The organism is Kitasatospora sp. NPDC088779 (genome assembly GCF_040685395.1).
Taxonomy (GTDB): domain Bacteria; phylum Actinomycetota; class Actinomycetes; order Streptomycetales; family Streptomycetaceae; genus Kitasatospora.
On the sequence record NZ_JBFBHW010000027.1, the window covers coordinates 88,469 to 110,592 of the forward strand.

Genomic DNA, 22,124 nt, shown 5'->3' on the forward strand with positions numbered 1-22,124 from the left:
CATGCTTCAGACCCGGACCAACCCGGCTGTCCGCACCGCGCGCTCGTCAGCCACCGCCCCGCGGACCCGGTACGAGGTCAGGACCGACGAGAACTCCGGTGCCGTGACCGTACGGGGGTGCGCGCACAGCACCGGTGGAAACCCTGTCGCCCGCCGGGTGAGCGGCGGCGCCAGGACGGGGGAGCTGTACGGGATCGGCCGGGTGGGGAACGCGGCCGACTCCGGCAACACCCTCACGCTGCGGGGGATCCTCCCCGTCCGCGTCGAGGGCAAGGACGCTCCGGCGGGGAACCGGGGCGTCGGCGGGAACGGCCTGCGGACGGTCGGCTCGGGGGAGTCGGCCGGCCGCGAGGCCGCCGGTGCGACGCTGCTGCAGCTGAACCCGGCGGCGGCCCGCACCACCGAGGCGGGACGGGCGGACGCGCAGGGGGAGCACCCGGCCGTCGCGGAGGACCACATCACGGAGTTCACCGCGTACGTGCGCGAGCGCCGCGCCTCCCTGTACGCCACGGCGTACCACCTCACCGGTGACCGCTACGAGGCCGAGGACCTGCTGCAGAGCGCGCTCTTCAGCACCTACCGGGCCTGGGGCCGGATCACCGACAAGGCCGCGGTCGGCGGGTACCTCCGCCGCACCATGACCAACCTGCACATCTCCGCCTGGCGGCGCCGCAAGGTCAACGAGTACCCGACCGAGGAGCTGCCGGAGACGGCCGGCGACACCGACGCGATGGGCGGCACCGAGCTGCGCACCGTGCTCTGGCAGGCGCTGGCGAAGCTTCCGGAGAACCAGCGCACCATGCTGGTGCTGCGGTACTACGAGGGCAAGACCGACCCGGAGATCGCCGACGTGCTGGGGATCAGCGTCGGCACGGTCAAGAGCAGCATCTGGCGGGCGCTGCGCCGGCTGCGCGAGGACGAGCACCTGAACAAGTCGGGCGACACCGTCCGGGCGTTCGGCGAGCTGGTCGCCTGACGCGGGCGCGGGTGACGCGCAGGAGTGGAACTCCCGTCGGGGGACGGGTAGCGGACGGTCGCGGTGCGTGGACGCCGGCTCGGGGGAGCGGTGAACACGGGGAGCCCGACGGCCGTTCGGGGAAGGCGACGGGCCCGGTGCGGGGGAGACGCACCGGGCCCGTCGTTCTTCGTGTCTTCGTCCCGCGTCGATCCCTCGTCCGGAGACGGCCCGCCCGAACGGAGCACGGCCCGCCCCAACGGAGGGCGGCTCAGACGGAGGACAGCTCCCGCCGCCCGGCCGCGGCGCGGATCCGGCGCTCGGCCTCGGCCCCGGCGCACGGGTGGGAGCCCAGGGTGACCTGCCGCCCGACGATGGAGCGCTCGGCCCGCATCAGCCGCCAGCCGCGGCGCAGCAGCACCGGCAGCGACTTGCGGCCCTCCCGGACGTCCCGGCGCAGCCGGCGCCAGGCCGTGGTGAGCGCGCCGTTGCGCAGGCACAGGGCATCGCCGAGCAGGCCCTCGGCGGCGCACTCGGCGGTGATCTCGGCGGCGAAGATGCCCTCGGCGATGAACGCGGGGGCGCCGTCCAGGTCCAGGGCGCGGGTGGCGATCCGGCCGTTGTCCGGGATCGAGTACACCGGGACGTCGGCGCGGCCGGTCGCGTACAGGCTGCGGATCGCGGCGACCGCCTGGTCGCGGTGCCAGGCGAGCGGGGAGTCCCAGTCGACCGCGCCGTCGGGCAGCAGCGGCAGGGTGGGGTCGTCCCCGTCCTTGTAGAAGTCGTCCAGTTGCAGGACCGGCAGCCCGCTGCGCTCGGCGAGCGAGGACTTCCCGGAGCCGGAGGGGCCGGACAGCAGGACGACCCGGGCGTGGGTCATCGGCACAGGATTCAGCGGGTCGTCACTCACGGGACACCAGTCTGACGCATCCGGGCCCGATGCCGAAACCCGTCGGATCGCACCTTCTGAGAGCTCCGGGGATCGGCGAGCCGGAGGACGGCGTCGAAACGGCACGGAAAGGCGACGGACCCGCGCCAGGGGGGGAGAGGCGCGGGTCCGTCCAATGACCGTCCGGGCCCTGGGGGGGAGAGGGCACTGGGGACGGCCAGTCTGTGGAGTTGTTACTCGATGGTCGACGGGGCGGTCAGATCCCCATCGGGTGCCAGACCGTCTTCGTCTCCAGGAACGAGAGTAGCCGGTCGGTACCGGGCGCATTGGTCCAGTCCTGGGCGAACGGGTCCAGCTCCGGACGGACCACCCTCTTCAGGGTATCCGCGGCGGCCGCTTCCAGCGCCTGCGCCGCGCCGGGGCCGTCGGCGGCGATCGCGCCGGTGAGGTCCACCGCGTTGACGTCCTGGTGCGAGGCCAGGGTGGGCGCGATGTCGGCGGTCTTGCCCGAGATGATGTTGACCACGCCGCCGGGGACGTCCGAGGTGGCGAGCACCTCGCCCAGCGACAGGGCCGGCAGCGGGGCGTCCGCGGCGGCCGCGACCACGACCGTGTTGCCGGTGGCGATCGCCGGGGCGATCACCGAGACCAGGCCGAGCAGCGAGTGCCCGTACCCGGCCTGCGGGGCGACGATCCCGACCACGCCGGTCGGCTCCGGGGTGGAGAGGTTGAAGAAGGGGCCGGCGACCGGGTTGGCGCCGCCCGCGATCTGGGCGACCTTGTCCGTCCAGCCCGCGTACCAGATCCAGCGGTCGATCGCGGCGTCCACCAGCGCGGCGGCCTTCTTCGGGCCGATGCCCTCGGCGGCGGAGACCTCGGCGGCGAACTGCTCGCGGCGGCCCTGCAGCATCTCGGCCACCCGGTACAGCACCTGGCCGCGGTTGTACGCGGTGGTGCCGGCCCAGCCCTTGACCGCCGCGCGGGCGGCCAGGACGGCGTCGCGGGCGTCCTTGCGGGTGCCCAGCGGAGCGTTGGCGAGCCACTGGCCCTTGGCGTCCGTCACCTCGTACACCCGCCCGCTCTCGGAGCGCGGGAACTTCCCGCCGACGTACAGCTTGTAGGTCTTGAAGACGTCAAGACGCGTCGCGACATCAGACATCGAGGTAGGCCTCCAGACCGTGGCGGCCACCCTCGCGGCCGTGGCCCGACTCCTTGTAGCCGCCGAACGGCGAGGTCGGGTCGAACTTGTTGAAGGTGTTGGCCCAGACCACGCCGGCCTTGAGCCGGCTCGCCGTCCACAGGATGCGCGAGCCCTTCTCCGTCCAGATGCCGGCGGAGAGGCCGTACGGGGTGTTGTTGGCCTTCGCGACCGCCTCGTCGGGGGTGCGGAAGGTCAGCACCGACAGGACCGGGCCGAAGATCTCCTCCTGGGCGATCCGGTGGGCCTGGCTGACACCGGTGAACAGGGTCGGCTTGAACCAGAAGCCGGTGCCCGGGAGTTCGCACTCGGGCGACCAGCGGTCCGCGCCCTCGGCCTCGCCGGCGTCGGTCAGCTCGGTGATCCGGGCCAGCTGGGCGGCCGAGTTGATGGCGCCGATGTCGGTGTTCTTGTCCAGCGGGTCGCCGACCCGCAGGGTGGACATCCGGCGCTTCAGGGCGTCCAGCAGCTCGTCCTGGATCGACTCCTGGACCAGCAGGCGCGAGCCCGCGCAGCAGACGTGGCCCTGGTTGAAGAAGATGCCGTTGACGATGCCCTCGACCGCCTGGTCGATCGGCGCGTCGTCGAAGACGATGTTCGCGGCCTTGCCGCCCAGCTCCAGCGACAGCTTCTTGCGGCTGCCGGCCAGCTGCCTGGCGATCGCCTTGCCGACCGGGGTGGAGCCGGTGAAGGCGACCTTGTTGACGTCCGGGTGCGCGGTGAGCGCGGCGCCGGTGCGGCCGTCGCCGGTGACGATGTTGACGACACCCTTCGGCAGACCGGCCTGGCGGCAGATCTCGGCGAAACGCAGGGCCGTCAGCGGGGTGGTCTCGGCCGGCTTGAGGACGACGGTGTTGCCGGTCGCCAGGGCGGGCGCGATCTTCCACGCCAGCATCATCAGCGGGAAGTTCCACGGGATGACCTGGCCGGCCACGCCCAGCGGGCGCGGGTTCGGGCCGAAGCCCGCGTAGTCCAGCTTGTCCGCCCAGCCGGCGTAGTAGAAGAACCACGCGGCGACGGTCGGGATGTCGAAGTCGCGGGTCTCGCGGATCGGCTTGCCGTTGTCGATCGACTCCAGCACGGCCAGCTCGCGGCTGCGCTCCTGGATGATCCGGGCGATCCGGAACAGGTACTTGCCGCGCTCGCTGCCCGGCAGCGCCGACCAGTCGGCGAAGGCCTTGCGGGCGGCGGCGACCGCGCGGTCCACGTCCTCGTCGGTGCCCTGGGCGAACTCGGCGAGCACCTGCTCGGTGGCCGGGTTGACCGTCTTCAGGGCCTCGCTGCCGGAGGAGTCGACGAACTCGCCGCCGATGAAGTGGCCGTAGGAGGTGGCGATGTCGCCCGCGGCGGCGGGGGACTCGGGGGCCGGGGCGTAGGCGAAGAGGCCGGAGGCCTTCACGGGCTCCTCGATGTTCTTCTTCTTGGCCATGGTGATCAGTCCACCGTCACGTAGTCGGGGCCGGAGTAACGTCCGGTGGTGAGCTTCTGGCGCTGCATCAGCAGGTCGTTGAGCAGGCTGGAGGCGCCGAAGCGGAACCAGTGCGGGCTCAGCCAGTCGTCGCCGAGGGTCTCGTTGACCATCACCAGGTACTTCATGGCGTCCTTGGTGGTCTTGATCCCACCGGCGGGCTTCACGCCGACCTGGACGCCGGTCTGCGCCTTGAAGTCGCGGACCGCCTCCAGCATCAGCAGGGTGACCGGCGGGGTCGCGTTGACGGCGACCTTGCCGGTGGAGGTCTTGATGAAGTCGGCGCCGGCCAGCATCGCCAGCCAGGAGACGCGGCGCACGTTGTCGTACGTCTGCAGCTCGCCGGTCTCGAAGATCACCTTGAGGTGGGCGCTGGTGCCGTCCGGGCGCTTGCACGCCTCCTTGACGGCGACGATCTCGTTGAAGACGTCGTAGTAGCGGCCGGAGAGGAAGGCTCCCCGGTCGATCACCATGTCGATCTCGTCGGCGCCCGCGGCGACCGCGTCGGCGGTGTCGGCGAGCTTCACCGGGAGGGCGGCGCGGCCGGCCGGGAAGGCGGTGGCCACCGAGGCGACCTGGATGTCGGTGCCCCGCAGGGCGTCCTTCGCGGTGGCGACCATGTCCGGGTAGACGCAGATGGCGGCGACGCGGGGGGTGGTCGGGTCGGTCGGGTCGGGGGTCCTGCCCTTGGCGCACAGGGCGCGCACCTTGCCGACCGTGTCCGCGCCTTCCAGCGTGGTCAGGTCGATCATCGAGATCGCCAGGTCGATGGCGTAGGCCTTCGCCGTGGTCTTGATCGAGCGGGTACCGAGGGCGGCGGCACGCGCCTCGAGGCCGACCTGGTCGACGCCGGGCAGGCCGTGCAGGAAGCGGCGGAGCGAGGCCTCGGACGCCGCAACGTCCTGAAGGCCGCTGCCCGCAACGCCGAGGGCATTGGCTGCAACAGTGGACATAGTCACCAGAGCAGCATATCTACGCGCGTAGTCGACCGCTAGGGGGCCTGCCTTTCGTGGCCGGACCGAGACCTCGGAGAAGGCGGAGGGGTGGCAGGGAGCGTGTACGGCCGGGCCGCGCGGCGACCGGCGACCGGGTGGTCCGGGGGCGGCATTCGATGCCGGACCGAGACCTCTCGGTGGGGGGCATGGGGCAGAATCGACGGCATGACCGATTCCGACGGCAAGCCCCGACAGGGTTCCGCCGCCCCCGACGGGGATCCCGCGTACGCGGACCGCGTGTACCGCTCTGTCCCCGGTGTGATCTCCGGAGTGCTGCTGCTGGCCGTCGCCGGCTGGTTGATCGGCGACGCGGTGCTGAACGGGACGGGGAAGACGCCGTACGTCTCGCTCGCGGCGGTACCGGTGTTCGCCTTCCCGGTGATCGCCTACACGCTGCGCCCGGCGGTGCTGGCGGACCGCAGCCGGCTGCTGGTGCGCAACCCGTGGCGGACCATCACCGCGCCGTGGGCCTCGGTGGACGCGCTGCGCGCGGGGTACTCGGTCGAGCTGCTGGCCGGGGGCAAGAAGTACCAGGTGTGGGCGGTGCCGGTGTCACTGCGGCAGCGCAAGCGGGCGACCCGGGCCCAGCAGCGCGGCGGCGCCGAGCACGCCTCCCGGATGGGGATGGTGTTCGGCCGCCAGGCCAACCCGGTGGTGCAGGGCTCGCCCGACCCGACCCGCGCCTGGTCCGACCAGGTGACCAACGTGCTCCAGGAGATGGCCGAGCGCAACGCCCGCCGCCCCGACGCGGCCGGCCCGGTCGAGGTGGCGTGGTGCTGGTGGGTGATCGCGCCGACGCTGGCCGGCCTGGCCGCGCTGATCACGGTGATCGCGGTCTGAGCCGAAGCACGCGAGGGGCCCGCCGGTACGCGACCGGCGGGCCCCTTCTCGTACGGGCGGGCGTCAGACGGCGATGCCCGCGGCCTCGGCCAGGTCGCGCTTGACGGCTTCGAGCAGTTCGGCGGCCCGCTCGCGGGTGGCGGCGAGGTCGGCGGCGGTGGCGACCGGGAGGACGACCTCCAGGTAGCACTTGAGCTTGGGCTCGGTGCCGGACGGGCGGACCACGATGCGGGCCGAGCGGACGGCCTCGCCGGCCAGGTAGTAGCGCAGGCCGTCGGTGGGCGGAAGCTCGGCGGAGCCGGCCGACAGGTCGTCCGCGCGGGTGACCCGGAGGCCGGCCAGGACGGTCGGCGGCTGCTCGCGCAGCCGGCGCATGGCGTCGGCGATCAGCGAGAGGTCCTGCACGCGGACGGACAGCTGGTCGGTGGCGTGCAGGCCGTGCTCCAGCGCCAGGTCGTCCAGCAGGTCGGTCAGGGTGCGGCCGGACGTCTTGAGGGTGGCGGCCAGTTCGGCGACCAGCAGGGCGGCGGTGATGCCGTCCTTGTCCCGGACGCCCTGCGGGTCGACGCAGTAGCCGAGCGCCTCCTCGTAGCCGTAGCGCAGGCCCTCGGCGCGGGAGAGCCACTTGAAGCCGGTCAGCGTCTCGGCGTAGCCCAGGCCGGCGGCCTCGGCGATCCGGCCCAGCAGGGTGGCGGAGACGATGGTGGTGGCGAAGACGCCCTCGGCCTTCTTGGCGACCAGGGCCGCGCCGAGCAGCGCGCCGACCTCGTCGCCGCGCAGCATCCGCCAGCCGGAGGTGCCGTTGCCGCTGCCGGCCGCGTTGGCGAGGGCCGGGACGGCCACCGCGCAGCGGTCGGCGTCCGGGTCGTTGGCGATCACGATGTCGGGGCCGACCGAGGCGGCGGTGCGGAAGGCGAGGTCCATCGCCCCCGGCTCCTCCGGATTGGGGAAGGCCACGGTCGGGAAGTCCGGGTCGGGCTCGGCCTGCTCGGCGACGACGGTGGGCGCCGGGAAGCCGGCCCGGCGGAAGGCGGCGACCAGGGTGTCGCGGCCGACGCCGTGCATCGGGGTGTAGACGACGTCGAGGTTGCGCGGGCTGTGCTCGTCGACGATCGAGACGGCCCGGGCCAGGTAGGCCTCGATGACGTCCTCGCCGAGCACCTCCCAGCCGTCCTCGGCGCGCGGGACGTCGTGGAGCGAGCCGATGGCGTCGATCTCGGCGGCGATCCCGGCGTCGGCCGGCGGGACGATCTGCGAGCCGTCGCCCAGGTAGACCTTGTAGCCGTTGTCCTGCGGCGGGTTGTGGCTGGCGGTCACGGTGACGCCGGCGGCCGCGCCCAGGTGGCGGACGGCGAAGGCGAGCACCGGGGTCGGCAGCGGGCGCGGCAGCAGCGCGGCGCGCAGGCCGGCGCCGACCACCACGGCGGCGGTGTCCCGGGCGAAGTCGTAGGACTTGTGGCGGGCGTCGTAGCCGATCACGACCAGGTCGCCCAGGTTCTGCTGCTTGACGTAGGCGACCAGGCCGGCGGCGGCCCGGATCACCACGGCGCGGTTCATCCGCATCGGGCCCGCGCCCAGTTCGCCGCGCAGGCCGGCGGTGCCGAACTGGAGCCGGTCGGCGAAGCGCTCGGCGAGGTCCGACCAGGCGAGCTTGCCGTCCGTCTCGGCCGCCGGGTCCTCGGCCCGGGCGAGCAGGGCCGTCAGCTCCTCGCGGGTCTGCGGGTCGGGGTCCTCGGCCAGCCAGGTTCGGGCCCGGGCGAGGAGGTCGGTGGTGGTTGCCTGCGTCATGGCTGCCTGCTCCATCGGGAAGTGCGTCGGTTGGTCGGCCGGAGGGTTCCGCAAAGAAGGGGGGTGCACATGCGGACGGGGCCCGCGGGGCGTGATCAACGGATCACGGCCGCCCGAGGGCCCCGTCGCTCATGATTGTGCGCCTAGGCCTGTCAGATCCGCTCAAGGACCTTCGCGAGCAGCTCGCCCATGCGCTCGGCGGAGGCCTTGCCGGCCTCCAGCACCTCGGCGTGGTTGAGCGGCTCGCCGGTGATGCCGGCGGCCAGGTTGGTGACCAGCGAGATGCCGAGCACCTCGGAGCCGGCCTCGCGGGCGGCGATGGCCTCCAGGGTGGTGGACATGCCGACCAGCTCGCCGCCGATCACCCGGGCCATGTTGACCTCGGCCGGGGTCTCGTAGTGCGGGCCGCGGAACTGGACGTAGACGGCCTCGTCCAGGCTCGGGTCCACCTCGCGGCAGAGCGCGCGCAGGCGCTTGGAGTACAGGTCGGTGAGGTCGACGAAGTTGGCGCCGACGATCGGGGAGTCCGCGGTCAGGTTGATGTGGTCGCTGATCAGGACCGGCTGGCCGGGGACCCAGCCCTCGCGCAGACCGCCGCAGCCGTTGGTCAGCACGATGATGCCGCAGCCGGCCGCGGCGGCGGTGCGCACGCCGTGGACGACGGTGGCCACGCCGTGGCCCTCGTAGTAGTGGTTGCGGCCGAGGAAGATCAGGGCGCGCTTGTCGCCGATCTTCACCGAGCGGATCGTGCCGGCGTGGCCGGCGACGGCGGGGGCGGGGAAGCCCGGGAGCTCGGTGACCGGGAACTCGGCCACGGTCTCGCCCAGGGCGTCGGCGGCCGGCACCCAGCCGGAGCCCATCACCAGGGCGACGTCGTGCCGCTCGGCACCGGTCAGCTCGCGCAGGCGCTCGGCGGCGGCCTGGGCGGCGGCGTAGGGGTCGGCGGAGACGACCGACTGAGGAGATGCGTTCACGGCTCCGAGGATAGACGGGTTTCGACTACGCGCGTAGAAAATCCGGCGCGGCATGCCGGATCGTTACCCGGTTGACCCGAAAGCACAGCTCGGTGGCGTCTTTCGGGTGACGCCGCTCGTCGGTACGTACAAATCGGTGCGAGGCCGGTGCGAGGCCGGTGCGAGGTCGAACCGCAGTCGGCCCGCGGGCGGTGCGGGCCGGGAGCCGGGCCCGGGTTCAGAGCCGCTTCGCGCTGCGCAGCCCCTTCGCGTACAGGCCGTTGTCGTCCAGTCGCGCGGTGCCGCCCTTGTCGCCGAAGGTCGGGCCGTCCGCCTCCTCCCGGCTGGAGATGTACCGGGGGTGGCCGTCGGTGTCCAGGCCCAGGTAGATGCCGGTGTGGTCGAGCCGGGCGCCGGTGCGGGCGTCGATCTCGAAGAACACCAGGTCGCCGGGCTGGAGCGGGTCGATCGAGGCCGGTCGCAGGGTGGTGTCGGAGCCCGGCGCGGTGGTCAGCGGCAGCACCGGGACGCCCGGGCCGACCCTGGCCAGGCCGTTGGCGCTGCGCGGCAGGCCGGGGCCGGCCACGTCCTTGGAGAGCAGCGGGTAACCGGAGCGGTAGCCGTAGACCATCCGGACGTACCCGGAGCAGTCGAAGGCGCCGTACCGCGTCCTGTCCGGCTGCTTGGCCACCTTGTCGGCGAACGTGTACGGAACGCCGAGGTAGTCGAGGAAGTCGGTCTGCTCCAGCCGCAGGTCGTTGCCCACCGAACCGTTCGGGTTGAGCGGGCCGAAGGAGGCGTCGCCCTTGAACCGCACGCCCTTGGCGTCCTTCTCCGGCGCCGCGCCGGCCAGGTACTGGGTGGCCACCGCCAGCACGTCGTCCGCGGTGGAGCCGAGCGACTGCTGGAACCAGGCGCGGAACCAGCCCTCCTGCTCGGCGCCCGGTCGCCACGGCTGCGGCATCAGCCGGACCCAGGTGTCGGTCACCACGGTGGCCGTGGTGGTGCCCGGCTCGGCGAAGGTGCGGCTCGGGCCGGCCAGGACGGCGGTGCGGGCGCTGTCGGTCAGGGTGGCGACCACGCCGCCGCGGGCGTCCCGGACCACCGTTCGGTCGGGTCCGCCCAGCCGCTCGTAGCGGTACTCGGCGGCGGTGCCCCGGGCGGGGCCGGGCACGGCGGTGGTGGTGATCAGGGGTGCGCCGCCGCCCGGGTCCGACGGCCGGTCGTGGTCGCGGTCGCGCAGCTGGACGGTGAGGTAGCCGCTGGCGGCCAGCAGGGCCACGGCGAGGCCGCCGCTGAGCAGGGACTTGCGGGTGACGGGCATCGGGGTCTTCCTGGGGGTTCCTGCGGGATTCCGGGCGAGGGTTCCTGAACGGGGGGATCAGGTGCCGGGCAGGGCGCCGAGCAGGACGCCGGCGGTGAGCACCACGTAGTTGGCGAGCGTCACCGTGCTGGTGGCCATCAGGGTGGCCGCCCGGGGCTGGCGGACCAGCTGGTAGGCGATCAGGCCGGGGACGATGAACCCGAGCGTCTGGTTGGCGTACAGGGTGGGCAGTTCGCGCTGGAGGACCAGCATCACGGTGGCCTGCAGCAGCACGCCGATCAGCACCACGGCGGCGAACAGCCGCTTGCCGTACAGGATCACCAGCTTCTGGACCACCCGGGTGGCGAGGTAGGTCAGCACCGTCACGCCGATCACGATGGCCACCCGCTGGAGGTCCTCGACCAGGGTGAGGGCCAGCCAGCCGGGGGTGATCATGCCGCCGGGGGAGAGGTTGGTGGTCAGGTAGCAGACGAGCGAGAAGACCAGGCCGAGCGCGATGCCGATGGCGGCGATCTCGGGGGTGAGCTCGGTGGGGATCACTGCTGGTCTCCGTGGTGGGGGGTGTGGTGGTGGGGCTCGAACCAGGAGTCGGGGAGCGGTTCGGGGCGGTGGACGGGCCGGTACGCGGAGTCGTACACCGGCTCGGGGTAGAGCGGTTCGGGCTCGTGGTACGGGAGTTCGGGGGCGTCGGGCGCGTCCGGGGCCTCGTCGGGGGCGAGCCGGGCCAGCTCCTCCAGGAACAGTTCGCCCTGGCCGTGGATGTTGCCGACGGCCACCAGCGAGGAGTCCGGCCCGAGTTCGGCCAGCAGTTCGGCGGTGAGCCGGGCCGGGTCGCGCTTGTCGCCGCCGAGGTCGACCACCCGGCCGGACCACCCGGCCGGGATGCCGTCCCGGGCGCTCCTGGTGGGGTGGCCGATCAGGAACACGGCGTCCGGGTCGAGGTCGGGCACGATCTGGCCCATCTGGCCGTTGCGCTCCACCCGGTCCGGGCGGCAGTTGATCACCACGTTGAGCGGGCGGTGGATCGCGCCCAGGCCCTCCAGCTGGCGGACGTTCATCAGCGTGGACTCGGGGTCGTTGGCGGCGAAGACATTGGCGAAGCGCAGCCGCTTGCCGTCCTCGGTGCGGTAGCGCTCGACCGACAGCACGCCCGGGTCCGGCGGGGCCGCCCACATGCCCCGTAGCGCGGTCCGCCGCTCCACGCCGAGGAGTTCGGCGACGGCCAGGGCGATCGCCACGTTCTCCTTGAAGGTGAACCAGCTGAACCCGCGCAGCTCCTCGTCGGTGACCGACTCCGGGTCCACCACGATCAGCTCGCAGTCGCGCCGGGCCGCCTCCGCGCGCAGGATGTGCGCGCGCTCCCGCTCGGCGGTGACGCACACCCCACCGACCGGCATCGAGCGGGACAGCGAGCGGGCGACGTCGTCCAGGGTCGGGCCCATCTCGGCGAGGTGGTCCTCGCGGACGTTGCACAGCACGCCGATGGTGGAGCGGATCAGCTTGGTCTGGTTGACCTCCTGGAGCGCCGGCATGACGGCCATGCACTCGATCACCAGGGCGTCCGGCCGGTAGGTGGCGGCGCGGCGGACGATGCCGATCTGCTCGACCACGTTGGCGATGCCGAACTTGCGGTAGACCGGCTCCTCGGTGGCGTCCGGGTGGATGAACCGGGCCGCCGTGCCGGTGGTCTTGGCGACCGTCACCAGCCCGCCGCCGCGCAGCGCGCCCGCGCAGAGCCGGGTGATCGAGCTCTTGCCGCGGATGCCGTTGACCAGCACCCGGGTCGGGATCTGTTCCAGCGCGGCGAAGTGCCGGCGCTGCTCGACGATGCCGGCCACCAGCAGCACGGCGCAGCACACCAGCAGCACGACGTAGAGGAAGAGCACGGGAGGTCCTTCGGGCGGGGCTCAGCGGGCGTGCGCGGGCACGGGGACGGACTCGGGGGCGGCGGTGCGGCGGGGGCGGGCCGGCTCCTGACGGACGAGTTCCTGGCGGATCAGCTCCAGGCTCCGGGCGACGGCGCCGACCTCGTCGTGGTGGACGGGGTAGAGGACCGTCCGGCGGTCCCCGGCGGCCAGCGCCTCGGCGCTCGCCGCGAGCCGGCGCAGCGGCAGGCCGACCGCGATGAACAGCCAGCCGAGGCAGAGCGCGGCCGCGGCCAGGCCGAGCATGCCGGCCAGTACGGTCCGCCGGTCGGCCCGGTTCTCGTCCAGGTGCAGCCACGCCACCGGGTGGGCGGTGACCACCGACCAGCCCAGCTTGGCCACGCTGCCGTTGCCGCCGAGCGGGGCGGCGGCGAACAGCGCCGGGTCGCCGCCGCCGCGCAGCACCTCGGCGGCGGCCGACTTCTTCGCCTGGGCCAGCAGGGCCCTGGCACGGCCCTCGGGCAGCTCGCCGAAGGAGCTGTAGCCCTCGTTGGCGGCGAGTACCCGCTGCCGTTCGTCGACCAGCCAGACCCGGCCGAGGCCGGGGCGGACCAGCAGCCCGCTGAGGAAGTCCGTCTTGAACTCGCCGATCAGCACGGGCCCCGGCGGCTCGGCGGCGCCCTCCGCCTCCGCGTCGGCGGGGGCGGCGGTGAGGGCCGCGCGGGCGGCGATCCTGGGTTCCCGGCCGGAACTGTTGAGCAGCAGCACGCCGCTCGCGCCGAGGGCCTGCGGGCCGGTGCGGTGCGGGGTGTCGCCGGCGTGCGCGAGGACCTCGCCGTTCGCGCCGAGGACGTACAGCGCGCGGTAGCGGTCGTGCTCGGCGAGGGTGGCGCGCAGCAGGGCGTCGGCCTTGCCGACGGAGGCGCCGGCGAGTTCGGGGGCGAGCGAACGCAGGTCCGCGTAACCCTCGTTGAGCGCCTGGCGGATCCGGTCGGCGGCGGTGTCGGTGCGGTCGCGCTGGCCCGCCACCACCTGGGTGGGGACCCGTACGGTCGGGTCGTTGCCGCCCAGGAACAGCAGCGGGCCGGACCAGCCGAGCACCAGGACGGCGCACAGCGCCAGCGGCAGCGCGGTGCCGGGGCGGCGCTTCGGCGCGGCGGGGGCCGGCGGGCGGGCCGGGTCGAGGAGTTGCAGCCGCAGCTCCTCCAGGGCGCGGGCGATCCGGCCGGCCTCCCCCCGTTTCGGGCCGCGGACCGGCAGGTCGAGCCGTTCGCCGCGGGTGAGCCGGCGGGACTCCAGGAACAGCCGCAGCAGCGGCCGCTGGAGGCTGCGGCTGAGGTACCACGCGAGCAGCAGGGCCAGGGCGAGCAGCGCGCCGGCGGCGGCCAGGCCGAGCGCGGGGTGGCGCAGGCTGCCGGGCTTGCCGTCGACGGTGCTGGTGGAGACCACGGTCAGGCCGAGCGGGGCGGCCGGGTCGTGCCCGCCCGCGGTGCCGACGGCGGCGTAGCCGGCGACCCGGCGCACGCCCTTGGCGTCCGGGCTGCCGGACAGGCTGCCGGCGGCCGTCCCGCCGGGCGCCGGGCGTTCGCGGGCGGCGCGCTCCCGGGCACCGGTGACCACGGCGCGGTCGGCCTCGGCGCCGAGTTCGGCGCCGGTGCTGTCCAGGACGGCGCCGGCGGCGTCGAGGACCTGGATGGTCTGTTCCTTGCGGGTCGCGATGCCGGGCAGCCGCAGGTTGTCGGAGGCGACCAGCAGGGCGCGGCCGTCGGCCTTGGTGGCGACCAGGGCGAAGGTGAGCAGCCGGGTGCCGGCGGCGGAGGGCACCAGGACGGGCGCGGGCGCGGTGTCGGTGACCCGGCTGAGGTCGAGGCCGGCCAGCGGCACGGTCTCGCCGCGGGCGGCGAGCAGCCGGCCGGTGTCGGGGCGGACCACCACCGTGCCGCGCCACTTGTGGTACGCCTGGCCGAGTGCGGACAGCACCGCGGTCGGCTCGGCGGGCGCGGCGTCGTAGCGGGCGGCGGCCCGGCGCAGGTCGGTGGCGCTCTCGTGCAGCCCGGCGCGCAGCGAGGCCGCGGTGTCCTCGGCGGCGTACTGGTGGGACTCCCGGACGGCCTGCGGGGTGTCGTCGACGCGCAGCCCGCCGACGGCGAGCGCGGTGATGGCGGCGACGGCGAGCAGCAGCACCAGCAGCAGCGCGATGGGCGGGCGGATGCCTCCCAGCAGCGGCATGTCGGCCCGGCGGCGATAGCGGTGCTGTCGCGGCGGGTTGGGTGCCGTGCTCACGGGGCCTCGTTCTTCTCGGGGCTCGGCGCACCTGTCCCCGGGAGGTCCGCCGGCCTTCTCGTCGGTCAAGCGCTGATCAAGAGTCGGTCAAGCCGGAACAGCGTACGAAGGAGATTTCGAAAAGTTGTCACGTTCCGGTGTCGATCGGATGCCGCTTCGGGATCTCTTTCCGTGGACCGGGCGTGGTGCGCGGCCCCAGGTGGCCCCCGGCGGTCCTCGGCGGGCGGCACGGTAGGTTCGACGGCCATGGAGACTCGGGGTTCGCGACGCCCGTTGCTGCTGTCGGCGGCGGTGCTGCTGGTGCTGGCGGCGCTCGCGGCGGTGCTGACGCTGGCCGTGCGCGGCTCCGACGGGCGGCCGTCGGCGGCGGGCGCCGCGGCGGGCCGGAGCGGACCGACCGGGCCCGCCCCGGTGGACCTGGCGGCCCTGGTCGACGGGTACACCGCCGGGTTCACCCCGGGCGGCCCGTACACCGCGCCGGACGCCGGGCAGCGCCGGGCGATCGCCGACGGTGTGCTCGGCGCGCTGGACGGGCAGGCCGAGCAGGCCGGGCGCTCACTGGCGCGGGTCGGCTACCGGCTCACCGAGTTCACCGAGGCGGCGACCGGCCGCCGGGTGGCGGAGATCGCCGACGGCGCGGACGCCGACGGCACGGACGCCGGGAGCCGCGGCTGGGGCCGGGTCTACCTGGACCTCTCGGCCCGGGCGGGCTGGTCCGTGCAGGTGCCCCACCCGGTCTCGGACGCCCGTACCGAGGCGCTCGGGGTGGACCTCTTCCGGGCCGAGCCGGGCGGGGTGCTGGTGCTCGCCGGGGCGCACCGCCGGGCCGGGGCGGACGGCGCCTCGGACGTCGCGCACCGCGCCGACACGGTCTTCGCGGCGGTGGTCGAGGCGCTCACCGGGCGCGGCCTGCCCGGCATCCAGGTGCACGGCTTCGACGAGGGCAGCCTGCCCGGGCAGGACGCGGTGGTCTCCAGCGGCGCCGGCCAGCCGGGCCCGGCCGCCGAGCTGACCGCCACCGGGCTGGGCAGGGCCGGGTACGCGGCCTGTCGGGCCTGGCGGGAGAAGTGCGGGCAGCTCGGGGGCACCACCAACGTCGAGGGCCGGTTCGCGGCCGGGCTCGGCGTGCCGTGGCTGCACGTCGAGCTGGGCAACGGGCTGCGCACCGAGCCGGCCCGCCGTGCGGAGGTGGCCGGGGTGCTGGCGCAGACGGTCCGCGGCTGGGCTGCGGGCCGGAGCTAGTGGGGCCAGGGGCTAGCAGGGGCGGCGGCGCAGGTCCATCACGTAGTCGTGCGGGGCGCCGGCGCTCTCCGCGGCGTCGGCGACCAGGCCGAGGTAGCGGGCCGCGGGCAGGCCGCCCTCGTAGTCGTTGAGCACGTACGTCCAGACCGGGGTGTCGCCGTCCAGGGTCTGCGCGCGCAGTTTGATCTTGCGGTAGATGCCGAGCTGGACGCCCTCCCAGCGGTCCAGGCCCTCCTCGTCCATCGGCGCGACGTCGTACAACGAGACGAAGACCCGGTCCTTGCCGTCCTCGACGACGGTGGCCAACGAGCCCTCCCAGCCGAGCTGTTCACCGCCGAAGGTGAGCCGCCAGCCGTCCAGCCACCCGGTGCCGCGCAGTGGTGAGTGCGGGGCGCGGCGGGTCATCTGCCGTGCATCGAGGTTGGTGGCATACGCGGCGTAAAGGGGCATGAGGGGAAGACTAGCCCGGCCGGTGGACGGTCCGTGGCGACTGGGCGATCGCACAGAAGCCCGGACCCCGGCGTGGCGGCGCTCCCGGCGTGCGGGACAATGGTGCACGTGACTCGGATCGTGATCATCGGTGGCGGACCCGGCGGCTACGAGGCTGCGCTGGTGGCCGCGCAGCTCGGCGCGGAGGTGACCGTCGTCGACCGCGACGGTCTGGGCGGATCGGCGGTGCTCACCGACTGCGTGCCGTCGAAGACCCTGATCGCGACCGCGGAGGTGATGACCACCTTCGACAGCTCGTACGAGGAGCTGGGCATCACCGTCGCGCAGGACGAGGCCGCGGACGCGGCCAAGGTCATCGGCGTGGACCTGGGCAAGGTCAACCGCCGTGTGAAGCGACTGGCGATCGCGCAGTCCCACGACATCACCCAGTCGGTCACCCGGGCCGGGGTCACCGTGCTGCGCGGCCGCGGCCGGCTCGGCGGCGGCGGGCAGGCGGTGGACGGCTCCCGCGAGGTGCTGGTGGACGCGCCGGACGGCACCGTCCAGTCGCTGCGCGCCGACGCGGTGCTGATCGCCACCGGCGCCCACCCCCGCGAGCTGCCGGACGCCCAGCCGGACGGCGAGCGGATCCTCACCTGGACCCAGGTGTACGACCTGGAGGAGCTGCCCCGCGAGCTGATCGTGGTCGGCTCCGGTGTGACCGGCGCGGAGTTCGCGGGTGCCTACCAGGCGCTCGGCTCCAAGGTCACCCTGGTCTCCAGCCGTGACCGGGTGCTGCCGGGCGAGGACCCGGACGCCGCCGAGGTGCTGGAGGACGTCTTCCGCCGCCGCGGCATGAACGTGATGGGCCGCTCGCGCGCCGAGAGCGTCAAGCGGATCGGCGACCGGGTCGAGGTGGCCCTCGCCGACGGCAAGGTGATCGAGGGCACGCACTGCCTGATGGCGGTCGGCTCGATCCCCAACACCGCGGAGATGGGCCTGGAGGAGGCCGGGGTCAAGCTCAACGACTGGGGCCAGATCCAGGTCGACCGGGTCTCCCGCACCAGCGCCCCGGGCGTCTACGCGGCCGGCGACTGCACCGGCGTCTTCATGCTCGCCTCGGTGGCGGCCATGCAGGGCCGGATCGCGATGTACCACGCGCTCGGCGACGCGGTGCAGCCGCTGAACCTGAAGACCGTCGCCTCCAACGTCTTCACCGACCCGGAGATCGCCACCGTCGGCTACACCGCGGCCGATGTGGAGTGCGGCAAGATGGACGCGGTCGTGGTCAAGCTGCCGCTGCGCGGCAACCCGCGGGCGAAGATGCAGGGCATCCGGGACGGCTTCGTGAAGCTGTTCTGCCGCCCGGGCACCGGCATCGTGGTGGGCGGCGTGGTCGTCGCCCCGCGGGCCAGCGAGCTCATCCACCCGATCGCGCTCGCGGTGGACGCCAATCTGACCGTCGAACAGGTGGCCAGCGCCTTCACCGTCTACCCGTCGGTCTCCGGCTCGACCGCCGAGGCAGCCCGGCAGCTGCACATCCGCAAGCGGGTCGAGGGCGAATCCTGAACCTCCGGCGCACAGTTGAGGGCGGCTGCCGATCGGCGGCCGCCCTTCGCGCAGGAGTGATCGTCACCCGGACGGCGGGCGCGGTCCCGGGCTGCTGACGGCGCGTATTGTACGGTCACGCGCCGCTCTTGCGTGAGCAATTCCAGCTACTAGCTGCAAACGCCTGAAAGCAGACGGTCACGCACGTTACCGTCGGTTCTGTGTTTGCAGCAGAACGTCGCCAGTTGATCCTCGAAATGGTGCGCGCCAACGGAGCGGTCTCGCTCCGGGAGTTGGCCCGCGTCGTCCAGACCTCCGAAGTGACCGTGCGCCGCGACGTACGGGCCCTGGAGGCAGAAGGGCTCCTCGACCGCCGGCACGGCGGCGCGGTGCTCCCCGGCGGCTTCAGCCGCGAACCCGGCTACCCGCAGAAGACCCACCTCTCCGCGGCGGAGAAGAGCGCCATCGCGGACCTCGCCGCCGGCCTGGTGGAGGAGGGGGACGCGGTGGTGGTCGGCGCCGGCACCACCACCCAGGAGCTGGCCCGCAGGCTGGCCAGGGTGCCCGGCCTCACCGTGGTCACCAACTCGCTGCTGGTCGCCCAGGCGCTGGCGCACGCCAACCGGGTGGAGGTGGTGATGACCGGCGGCACCCTGCGGGGTTCCAACTACGCGCTGGTCGGCAGCGGTGCCGAGCAGTCCCTGCACGGGCTGAGGGTCTCCAAGGCCTTCATCTCCGGCAGCGGGCTGACCGCGGAGCGGGGCCTGTCCACCGCCAACATGCTGTCCGCGAGCGTGGACCGGGCGCTGGTGCAGTCGGCCAACGAGGTCATCGTCCTCGCCGACCACACCAAGCTCGGCGCGGACTCCATGTTCCAGACCGTGCCCACCGAGAACATCACCCGGCTGGTCACGGACGAGCAGGCGACCGCCGACGACGGCACCGCCCGGGAACTCGACGCGATCGCCGACTGCGGGGTGCAGATCGACCTGGCGCCGCTCGGCGCCGCCCCCACCGGGGACGCCCCGGTGCACGGCACCGGCAGCGGGCCCGTCCACCAGACCCAGCCCGGCCCGCTGGCGCGCCGGCCCGCCCCGCCCCCCGGCGGCGCCCCGCTGCCCGGCCAGCGCCGGCCGGGCGCGCACGGCGGTCCGGCCGGGCCGGGCGGCATGCCGACCCGGCTGGCCGAGCTGGGCCTCCCGCGCGGGCGCTGAGGGCCCGTACAGCCGCGCGAACGCGGCCGGCCCGCACCCCCCGAGGGGGTACGGGCCGGCCGGTGCTCCAGGGAGCGTGTCAGTCCTTGATCTCGCACAGCGCGGCGCCGCTGCTGACGCTCGCGCCCACCTCGGCCTTGAGGCCGACGACGGTGCCCGCCTTGTGCGCGTTCAGCGGCTGCTCCATCTTCATCGCCTCCAGGACCACGATCAGCTCGCCCTCGGCGACGACCTGGCCCTCCTCGACGGCGACCTTGACGATGGTGCCCTGCATCGGCGAGGCCAGGGTGTCACCGCTGACGGCCGAACCGGCCTTCTTGGCGCCCACCCGGCGCTTGGCCTTCGCGGCACCCGCGGCACCGGCCGCCGGGGCCGCCGAGACGCCCAGCGAGGACGGCAGCGAGACCTCGATCCGCTTGCCGCCGACCTCGACCACGACGGTCTCGCGGCCCTCGGCCTCCTCGCCGTCGCCGGCCGCGCCCGCGAACGGCGGGATGGTGTTGTCGAACTCGGTCTCGATCCAGCGGGTGTAGATCGTGAACGGGCCCTCGCCGCCGTGCACCTCGGGCGCGAACGCCGGGTCGGTGACGACCGCCTGGTGGAACGGGATGGCGGTGGCCATGCCCTCCACCTTGAACTCGTTCAGCGCGCGGCGGGCCCGCTCCAGGGCCTGCTTGCGGTCCCGGCCGGAGACGATCAGCTTGGCCAGCAGGGAGTCCCAGGCCGGGCCGATGACCGAGCCGGTCTCCACGCCGGAGTCCAGCCGGACACCCGGGCCGGACGGCGGCGCGAACAGCGTCACGGTGCCGGGCGCGGGCAGGAAGCCCCGGCCCGGGTCCTCGCCGTTGATGCGGAACTCGAACGAGTGGCCGCGCACCTCGGGGTCGCCGTAGCCCAGTTCCTCGCCGTCGGCGATCCGGAACATCTCGCGGACCAGGTCGAGTCCGGTGACCTCCTCGGTGACCGGGTGCTCGACCTGCAGCCGGGTGTTGACCTCCAGGAAGGAGATCGTGCCGTCCAGCGCCACCAGGAACTCGCAGGTCCCGGCGCCCTCGTAGCCGGCCTCCTTCAGGATGGCCTTGGACGCCCGGTACAGCTCGGCGTTCTGCTCGGCGGTCAGGAACGGCGCGGGCGCCTCCTCGACCAGCTTCTGGTGCCGGCGCTGGAGCGAGCAGTCACGGGTGGAGACGACCACCACGTTGCCGTGCTTGTCCGCGAGGCACTGGGTCTCCACGTGCCGCGGGTTGTCCAGGTAGCGCTCGACGAAGCACTCGCCGCGGCCGAAGGCGGCGACGGCCTCGCGCACCGCGGACTCGTACAGCTCCGGGATCTCCTCCAGCGTGCGGGCGACCTTGAGGCCGCGGCCGCCGCCGCCGAAGGCCGCCTTGATGGCGACCGGAAGGCCGTGCTCCCGGGCGAACACGACCACCTCGTCGGCACCCGAGACCGGGTCCGGGGTGCCGGCGACCAGCGGCGCGCCGGCGCGCTGCGCCACGTGCCGGGCCGTGACCTTGTCACCGAGGTCGCGGATGGCCTGCGGGGGCGGGCCGATCCAGGTCAGGCCCGCGTCGAGGACGGCCTGGGCGAAGTCGGCGTTCTCCGACAGGAACCCGTAGCCGGGGTGGATGGCGTCGGCCCCGGAGTCCGCCGCGGCCTTCAGGACCTTGGCGATGTCCAGGTAACTGGTGCCGGGGGTGTCTCCACCCAGCGCGTAAGCCTCGTCGGCCGCGCGGACGTGCAGCGCATCCCGGTCCGGCTCGGCGTAGACGGCGACGCTGGCGATACCGGCGTCCGAGCAGGCCCGGGCGACGCGGACGGCGATTTCCCCGCGGTTGGCGATGAGCACCTTGCGCACTGTGGCTCCCTTCTTGAACCTGGTCGAGTTTATGGATTCCTGGGCGGTACCGGCGAGTAGCCCCAGGTTGTGAACTATCCCACACGGACGGTGATGAATTTCCGGGGCCCGTCGGCCGCCCGTCCGGTGACGCCGCAGGTCGCGGCCGGTGCGGTCGAACCGGCCGGATCCACAGCGGGTGACCGGGCGTTGTCCGGTCCCCCGGTGGCATCGGACACACTCTCGCGCGGGCGGCTCAAAGGACGGTGGAACGGGCGGCGGGGCGCCGCGGTCCCGCGGGTCCGGCCGTCAGGCCCAGAGGTCGACCAGCCGGACGTCCAGGTCGGTGAGCAGGGCGCGCAGCAGCGGCAGCGAGAGGCCGATGACGTTGCCCGGGTCACCGTCGATGCCCTCGATGAACGGCGCCGAGCGCCCGTCCAGGGTGAACGCCCCGGCGACGTGCAGGGGCTCGCCGGAGGCCACGTAGGCGGCGATCTCGGCGTCGTCCGGGGTGCCGAAGCGGACGGTGGTGGACGCGGTCGCCGAGGACTGCCGGCCGGTCGCGGTGTCGATCACGCAGTGGCCGGTGCGCAGCACCCCGGCGCGACCGCGCATCGACTGCCAGCGGGCGAGCGCCTCGGTGGCGTCGGCGGGCTTGCCGAGGGCCTGGCCGTCCAGCTCCAGGACGGAGTCGCAGCCGATCACCAGCTCGCCGCCGGTCAGTTCGGCGGCGACCGCCTTCGCCTTCGCCTCGGCCAGCACCAGGGCGAGTTCGGCCGGGGTGGCGGCGCTGATCGCGTCCTCGTCGACGCCGCTGACCACCACGCGCGGGTCGAGGCCCGCTTGGCGCAGCAGTCCGAGGCGGGCGGGGGAGGCGGAGGCGAGGACGAGGATGCGCTGGTCGGTCATGCCCCTCAGGGTAGGGGGTGCCGGTGTCCGCCGTTCGGGTGAACGACGGCCACCGCAGTCGGATCAGCGGCGGTCACAGCAGGAGGAGGACGGCGGCCACCATCGCGAGGGCGGCGAGCACCCGGCCGGCCCGGTGCAGCCGCTCCATCATCCGGCGGGCCTCCGGGGAGGGCTCGTCGCGGGGGTCTGACCAGAGCACACGTCCAGGGTGCGCCGCGCCCGGCCCCGGGCGCCTGAGTATCCGTACTCAGCTTTCGGGCAATCCGGGCGGACGGGCCCGAACGGGTGCGGAGTGGGGGGGGGGGGGGGGGGCGGTTCGCCAACCCCCCCCCCGCCGCGGGGGAGCCCAACGCAGAAAAACCCTCACAAAGAAGAAAAGGGGTGTTAGGG

Annotated in this window: 19 protein-coding genes; 5 read left to right on the plus strand and 14 right to left on the minus strand. The window is 73.8% G+C overall.

Annotated features, from left to right (window positions below; translation table 11 throughout):
• The first annotated feature begins 313 nt into the window (after positions 1-313).
• The gene (locus tag AB0P03_RS24425; protein WP_107453068.1) at positions 314-976 is read left to right on the plus strand and encodes a SigE family RNA polymerase sigma factor; all 663 of its coding nucleotides are present in this window, start codon (positions 314-316) and stop codon (positions 974-976) included.
• Positions 977-1,226: 250 nt separating this feature from the next.
• Here AB0P03_RS24425 and AB0P03_RS24430 read toward each other — a convergent pair whose 3' ends face one another.
• The 4 genes from AB0P03_RS24430 to deoC all read right to left on the minus strand — a co-directional run bounded on the left by AB0P03_RS24430 (position 1,227) and on the right by deoC (position 5,463).
• Positions 1,227-1,835, minus strand: coding sequence for an ATP-binding protein (locus AB0P03_RS24430; protein ID WP_363580258.1), 609 nt, complete (start codon positions 1,833-1,835; stop codon positions 1,227-1,229).
• 265 nt (positions 1,836-2,100) lie between these two features.
• Positions 2,101-3,003 carry an aldehyde dehydrogenase family protein gene (locus tag AB0P03_RS24435; protein ID WP_363624611.1) on the minus strand — a complete coding sequence of 301 codons (903 nt, stop codon included), beginning with the start codon at positions 3,001-3,003 and terminating at the stop codon, positions 2,101-2,103.
• The gene (locus AB0P03_RS24440) at positions 2,996-4,471 is read right to left on the minus strand and encodes an aldehyde dehydrogenase family protein (protein WP_363580262.1); all 1,476 of its coding nucleotides are present in this window, start codon (positions 4,469-4,471) and stop codon (positions 2,996-2,998) included. Before AB0P03_RS24440 ends, AB0P03_RS24435 begins: the two co-directional genes overlap by 8 nt.
• Before the next feature lie 5 nt (positions 4,472-4,476).
• A complete protein-coding gene (deoC, locus tag AB0P03_RS24445; protein ID WP_363580264.1) occupies positions 4,477-5,463 on the minus strand; it encodes a deoxyribose-phosphate aldolase in 987 nt (328 codons plus the stop codon).
• Between the two features lie 207 nt (positions 5,464-5,670).
• Between deoC and AB0P03_RS24450 the strand changes: the two genes are divergently transcribed.
• On the plus strand, positions 5,671-6,345 hold the full coding sequence (locus AB0P03_RS24450; RefSeq protein WP_363580266.1) for a PH domain-containing protein: 675 nt from the start codon (positions 5,671-5,673) through the stop codon (positions 6,343-6,345).
• A gap of 63 nt (positions 6,346-6,408) precedes the next feature.
• On the opposite strand, the gene AB0P03_RS24455 is transcribed toward AB0P03_RS24450, so the two are convergent.
• The 6 genes from AB0P03_RS24455 to AB0P03_RS24480 all read right to left on the minus strand — a co-directional run bounded on the left by AB0P03_RS24455 (position 6,409) and on the right by AB0P03_RS24480 (position 14,558).
• On the minus strand, positions 6,409-8,133 hold the full coding sequence (locus AB0P03_RS24455) for a phospho-sugar mutase (protein WP_363630737.1): 1,725 nt from the start codon (positions 8,131-8,133) through the stop codon (positions 6,409-6,411).
• A 152-nt stretch (positions 8,134-8,285) separates the two neighbouring features.
• Positions 8,286-9,107, minus strand: coding sequence for a purine-nucleoside phosphorylase (locus AB0P03_RS24460; RefSeq protein ID WP_350877297.1), 822 nt, complete (start codon positions 9,105-9,107; stop codon positions 8,286-8,288).
• Between the two features lie 217 nt (positions 9,108-9,324).
• The gene (locus AB0P03_RS24465; protein WP_363624613.1) at positions 9,325-10,410 is read right to left on the minus strand and encodes an NlpC/P60 family protein; all 1,086 of its coding nucleotides are present in this window, start codon (positions 10,408-10,410) and stop codon (positions 9,325-9,327) included.
• Between the two features lie 57 nt (positions 10,411-10,467).
• Positions 10,468-10,950, minus strand: coding sequence for a poly-gamma-glutamate biosynthesis protein PgsC/CapC (locus AB0P03_RS24470; RefSeq protein ID WP_063349074.1), 483 nt, complete (start codon positions 10,948-10,950; stop codon positions 10,468-10,470).
• On the minus strand, positions 10,947-12,296 hold the full coding sequence (pgsB, locus tag AB0P03_RS24475) for a poly-gamma-glutamate synthase PgsB (protein WP_363630738.1): 1,350 nt from the start codon (positions 12,294-12,296) through the stop codon (positions 10,947-10,949). The genes AB0P03_RS24470 and pgsB overlap by 4 nt, the downstream gene beginning before the upstream one ends.
• Positions 12,297-12,317: 21 nt before the next feature.
• Complete coding sequence (locus tag AB0P03_RS24480) at positions 12,318-14,558, minus strand: HAMP domain-containing protein (RefSeq protein ID WP_363630740.1); 2,241 nt, start codon at positions 14,556-14,558, stop codon at positions 12,318-12,320.
• A 246-nt stretch (positions 14,559-14,804) separates the two neighbouring features.
• Between AB0P03_RS24480 and AB0P03_RS24485 the strand changes: the two genes are divergently transcribed.
• Entirely contained in the window at positions 14,805-15,800 is a 996-nt protein-coding gene (locus tag AB0P03_RS24485; protein WP_363580276.1) for a hypothetical protein, read from the plus strand.
• Positions 15,801-15,812: 12 nt separating this feature from the next.
• Here the strand turns inward: AB0P03_RS24485 and AB0P03_RS24490 are convergent, their stop codons facing one another.
• Positions 15,813-16,250 carry a gamma-glutamylcyclotransferase gene (locus AB0P03_RS24490; RefSeq protein WP_363580278.1) on the minus strand — a complete coding sequence of 146 codons (438 nt, stop codon included), beginning with the start codon at positions 16,248-16,250 and terminating at the stop codon, positions 15,813-15,815.
• Between the two features lie 99 nt (positions 16,251-16,349).
• Between AB0P03_RS24490 and AB0P03_RS24495 the strand changes: the two genes are divergently transcribed.
• On the plus strand, positions 16,350-17,798 hold the full coding sequence (locus AB0P03_RS24495; RefSeq protein WP_350877308.1) for an NAD(P)H-quinone dehydrogenase: 1,449 nt from the start codon (positions 16,350-16,352) through the stop codon (positions 17,796-17,798).
• A gap of 200 nt (positions 17,799-17,998) precedes the next feature.
• Positions 17,999-18,991 carry a DeoR/GlpR family DNA-binding transcription regulator gene (locus tag AB0P03_RS24500; protein WP_363580280.1) on the plus strand — a complete coding sequence of 331 codons (993 nt, stop codon included), beginning with the start codon at positions 17,999-18,001 and terminating at the stop codon, positions 18,989-18,991.
• A gap of 79 nt (positions 18,992-19,070) precedes the next feature.
• On the opposite strand, the gene AB0P03_RS24505 is transcribed toward AB0P03_RS24500, so the two are convergent.
• The 3 genes from AB0P03_RS24505 to AB0P03_RS24515 all read right to left on the minus strand — a co-directional run bounded on the left by AB0P03_RS24505 (position 19,071) and on the right by AB0P03_RS24515 (position 21,933).
• Positions 19,071-20,846 carry a biotin carboxylase N-terminal domain-containing protein gene (locus AB0P03_RS24505; protein ID WP_363580282.1) on the minus strand — a complete coding sequence of 592 codons (1,776 nt, stop codon included), beginning with the start codon at positions 20,844-20,846 and terminating at the stop codon, positions 19,071-19,073.
• Between the two features lie 288 nt (positions 20,847-21,134).
• The gene (locus AB0P03_RS24510) at positions 21,135-21,734 is read right to left on the minus strand and encodes a nucleoside triphosphate pyrophosphatase (RefSeq protein WP_363630741.1); all 600 of its coding nucleotides are present in this window, start codon (positions 21,732-21,734) and stop codon (positions 21,135-21,137) included.
• A gap of 73 nt (positions 21,735-21,807) precedes the next feature.
• Entirely contained in the window at positions 21,808-21,933 is a 126-nt protein-coding gene (locus tag AB0P03_RS24515; protein ID WP_279634918.1) for a hypothetical protein, read from the minus strand.
• Between the last annotated feature and the right edge of the window lie 191 nt (positions 21,934-22,124).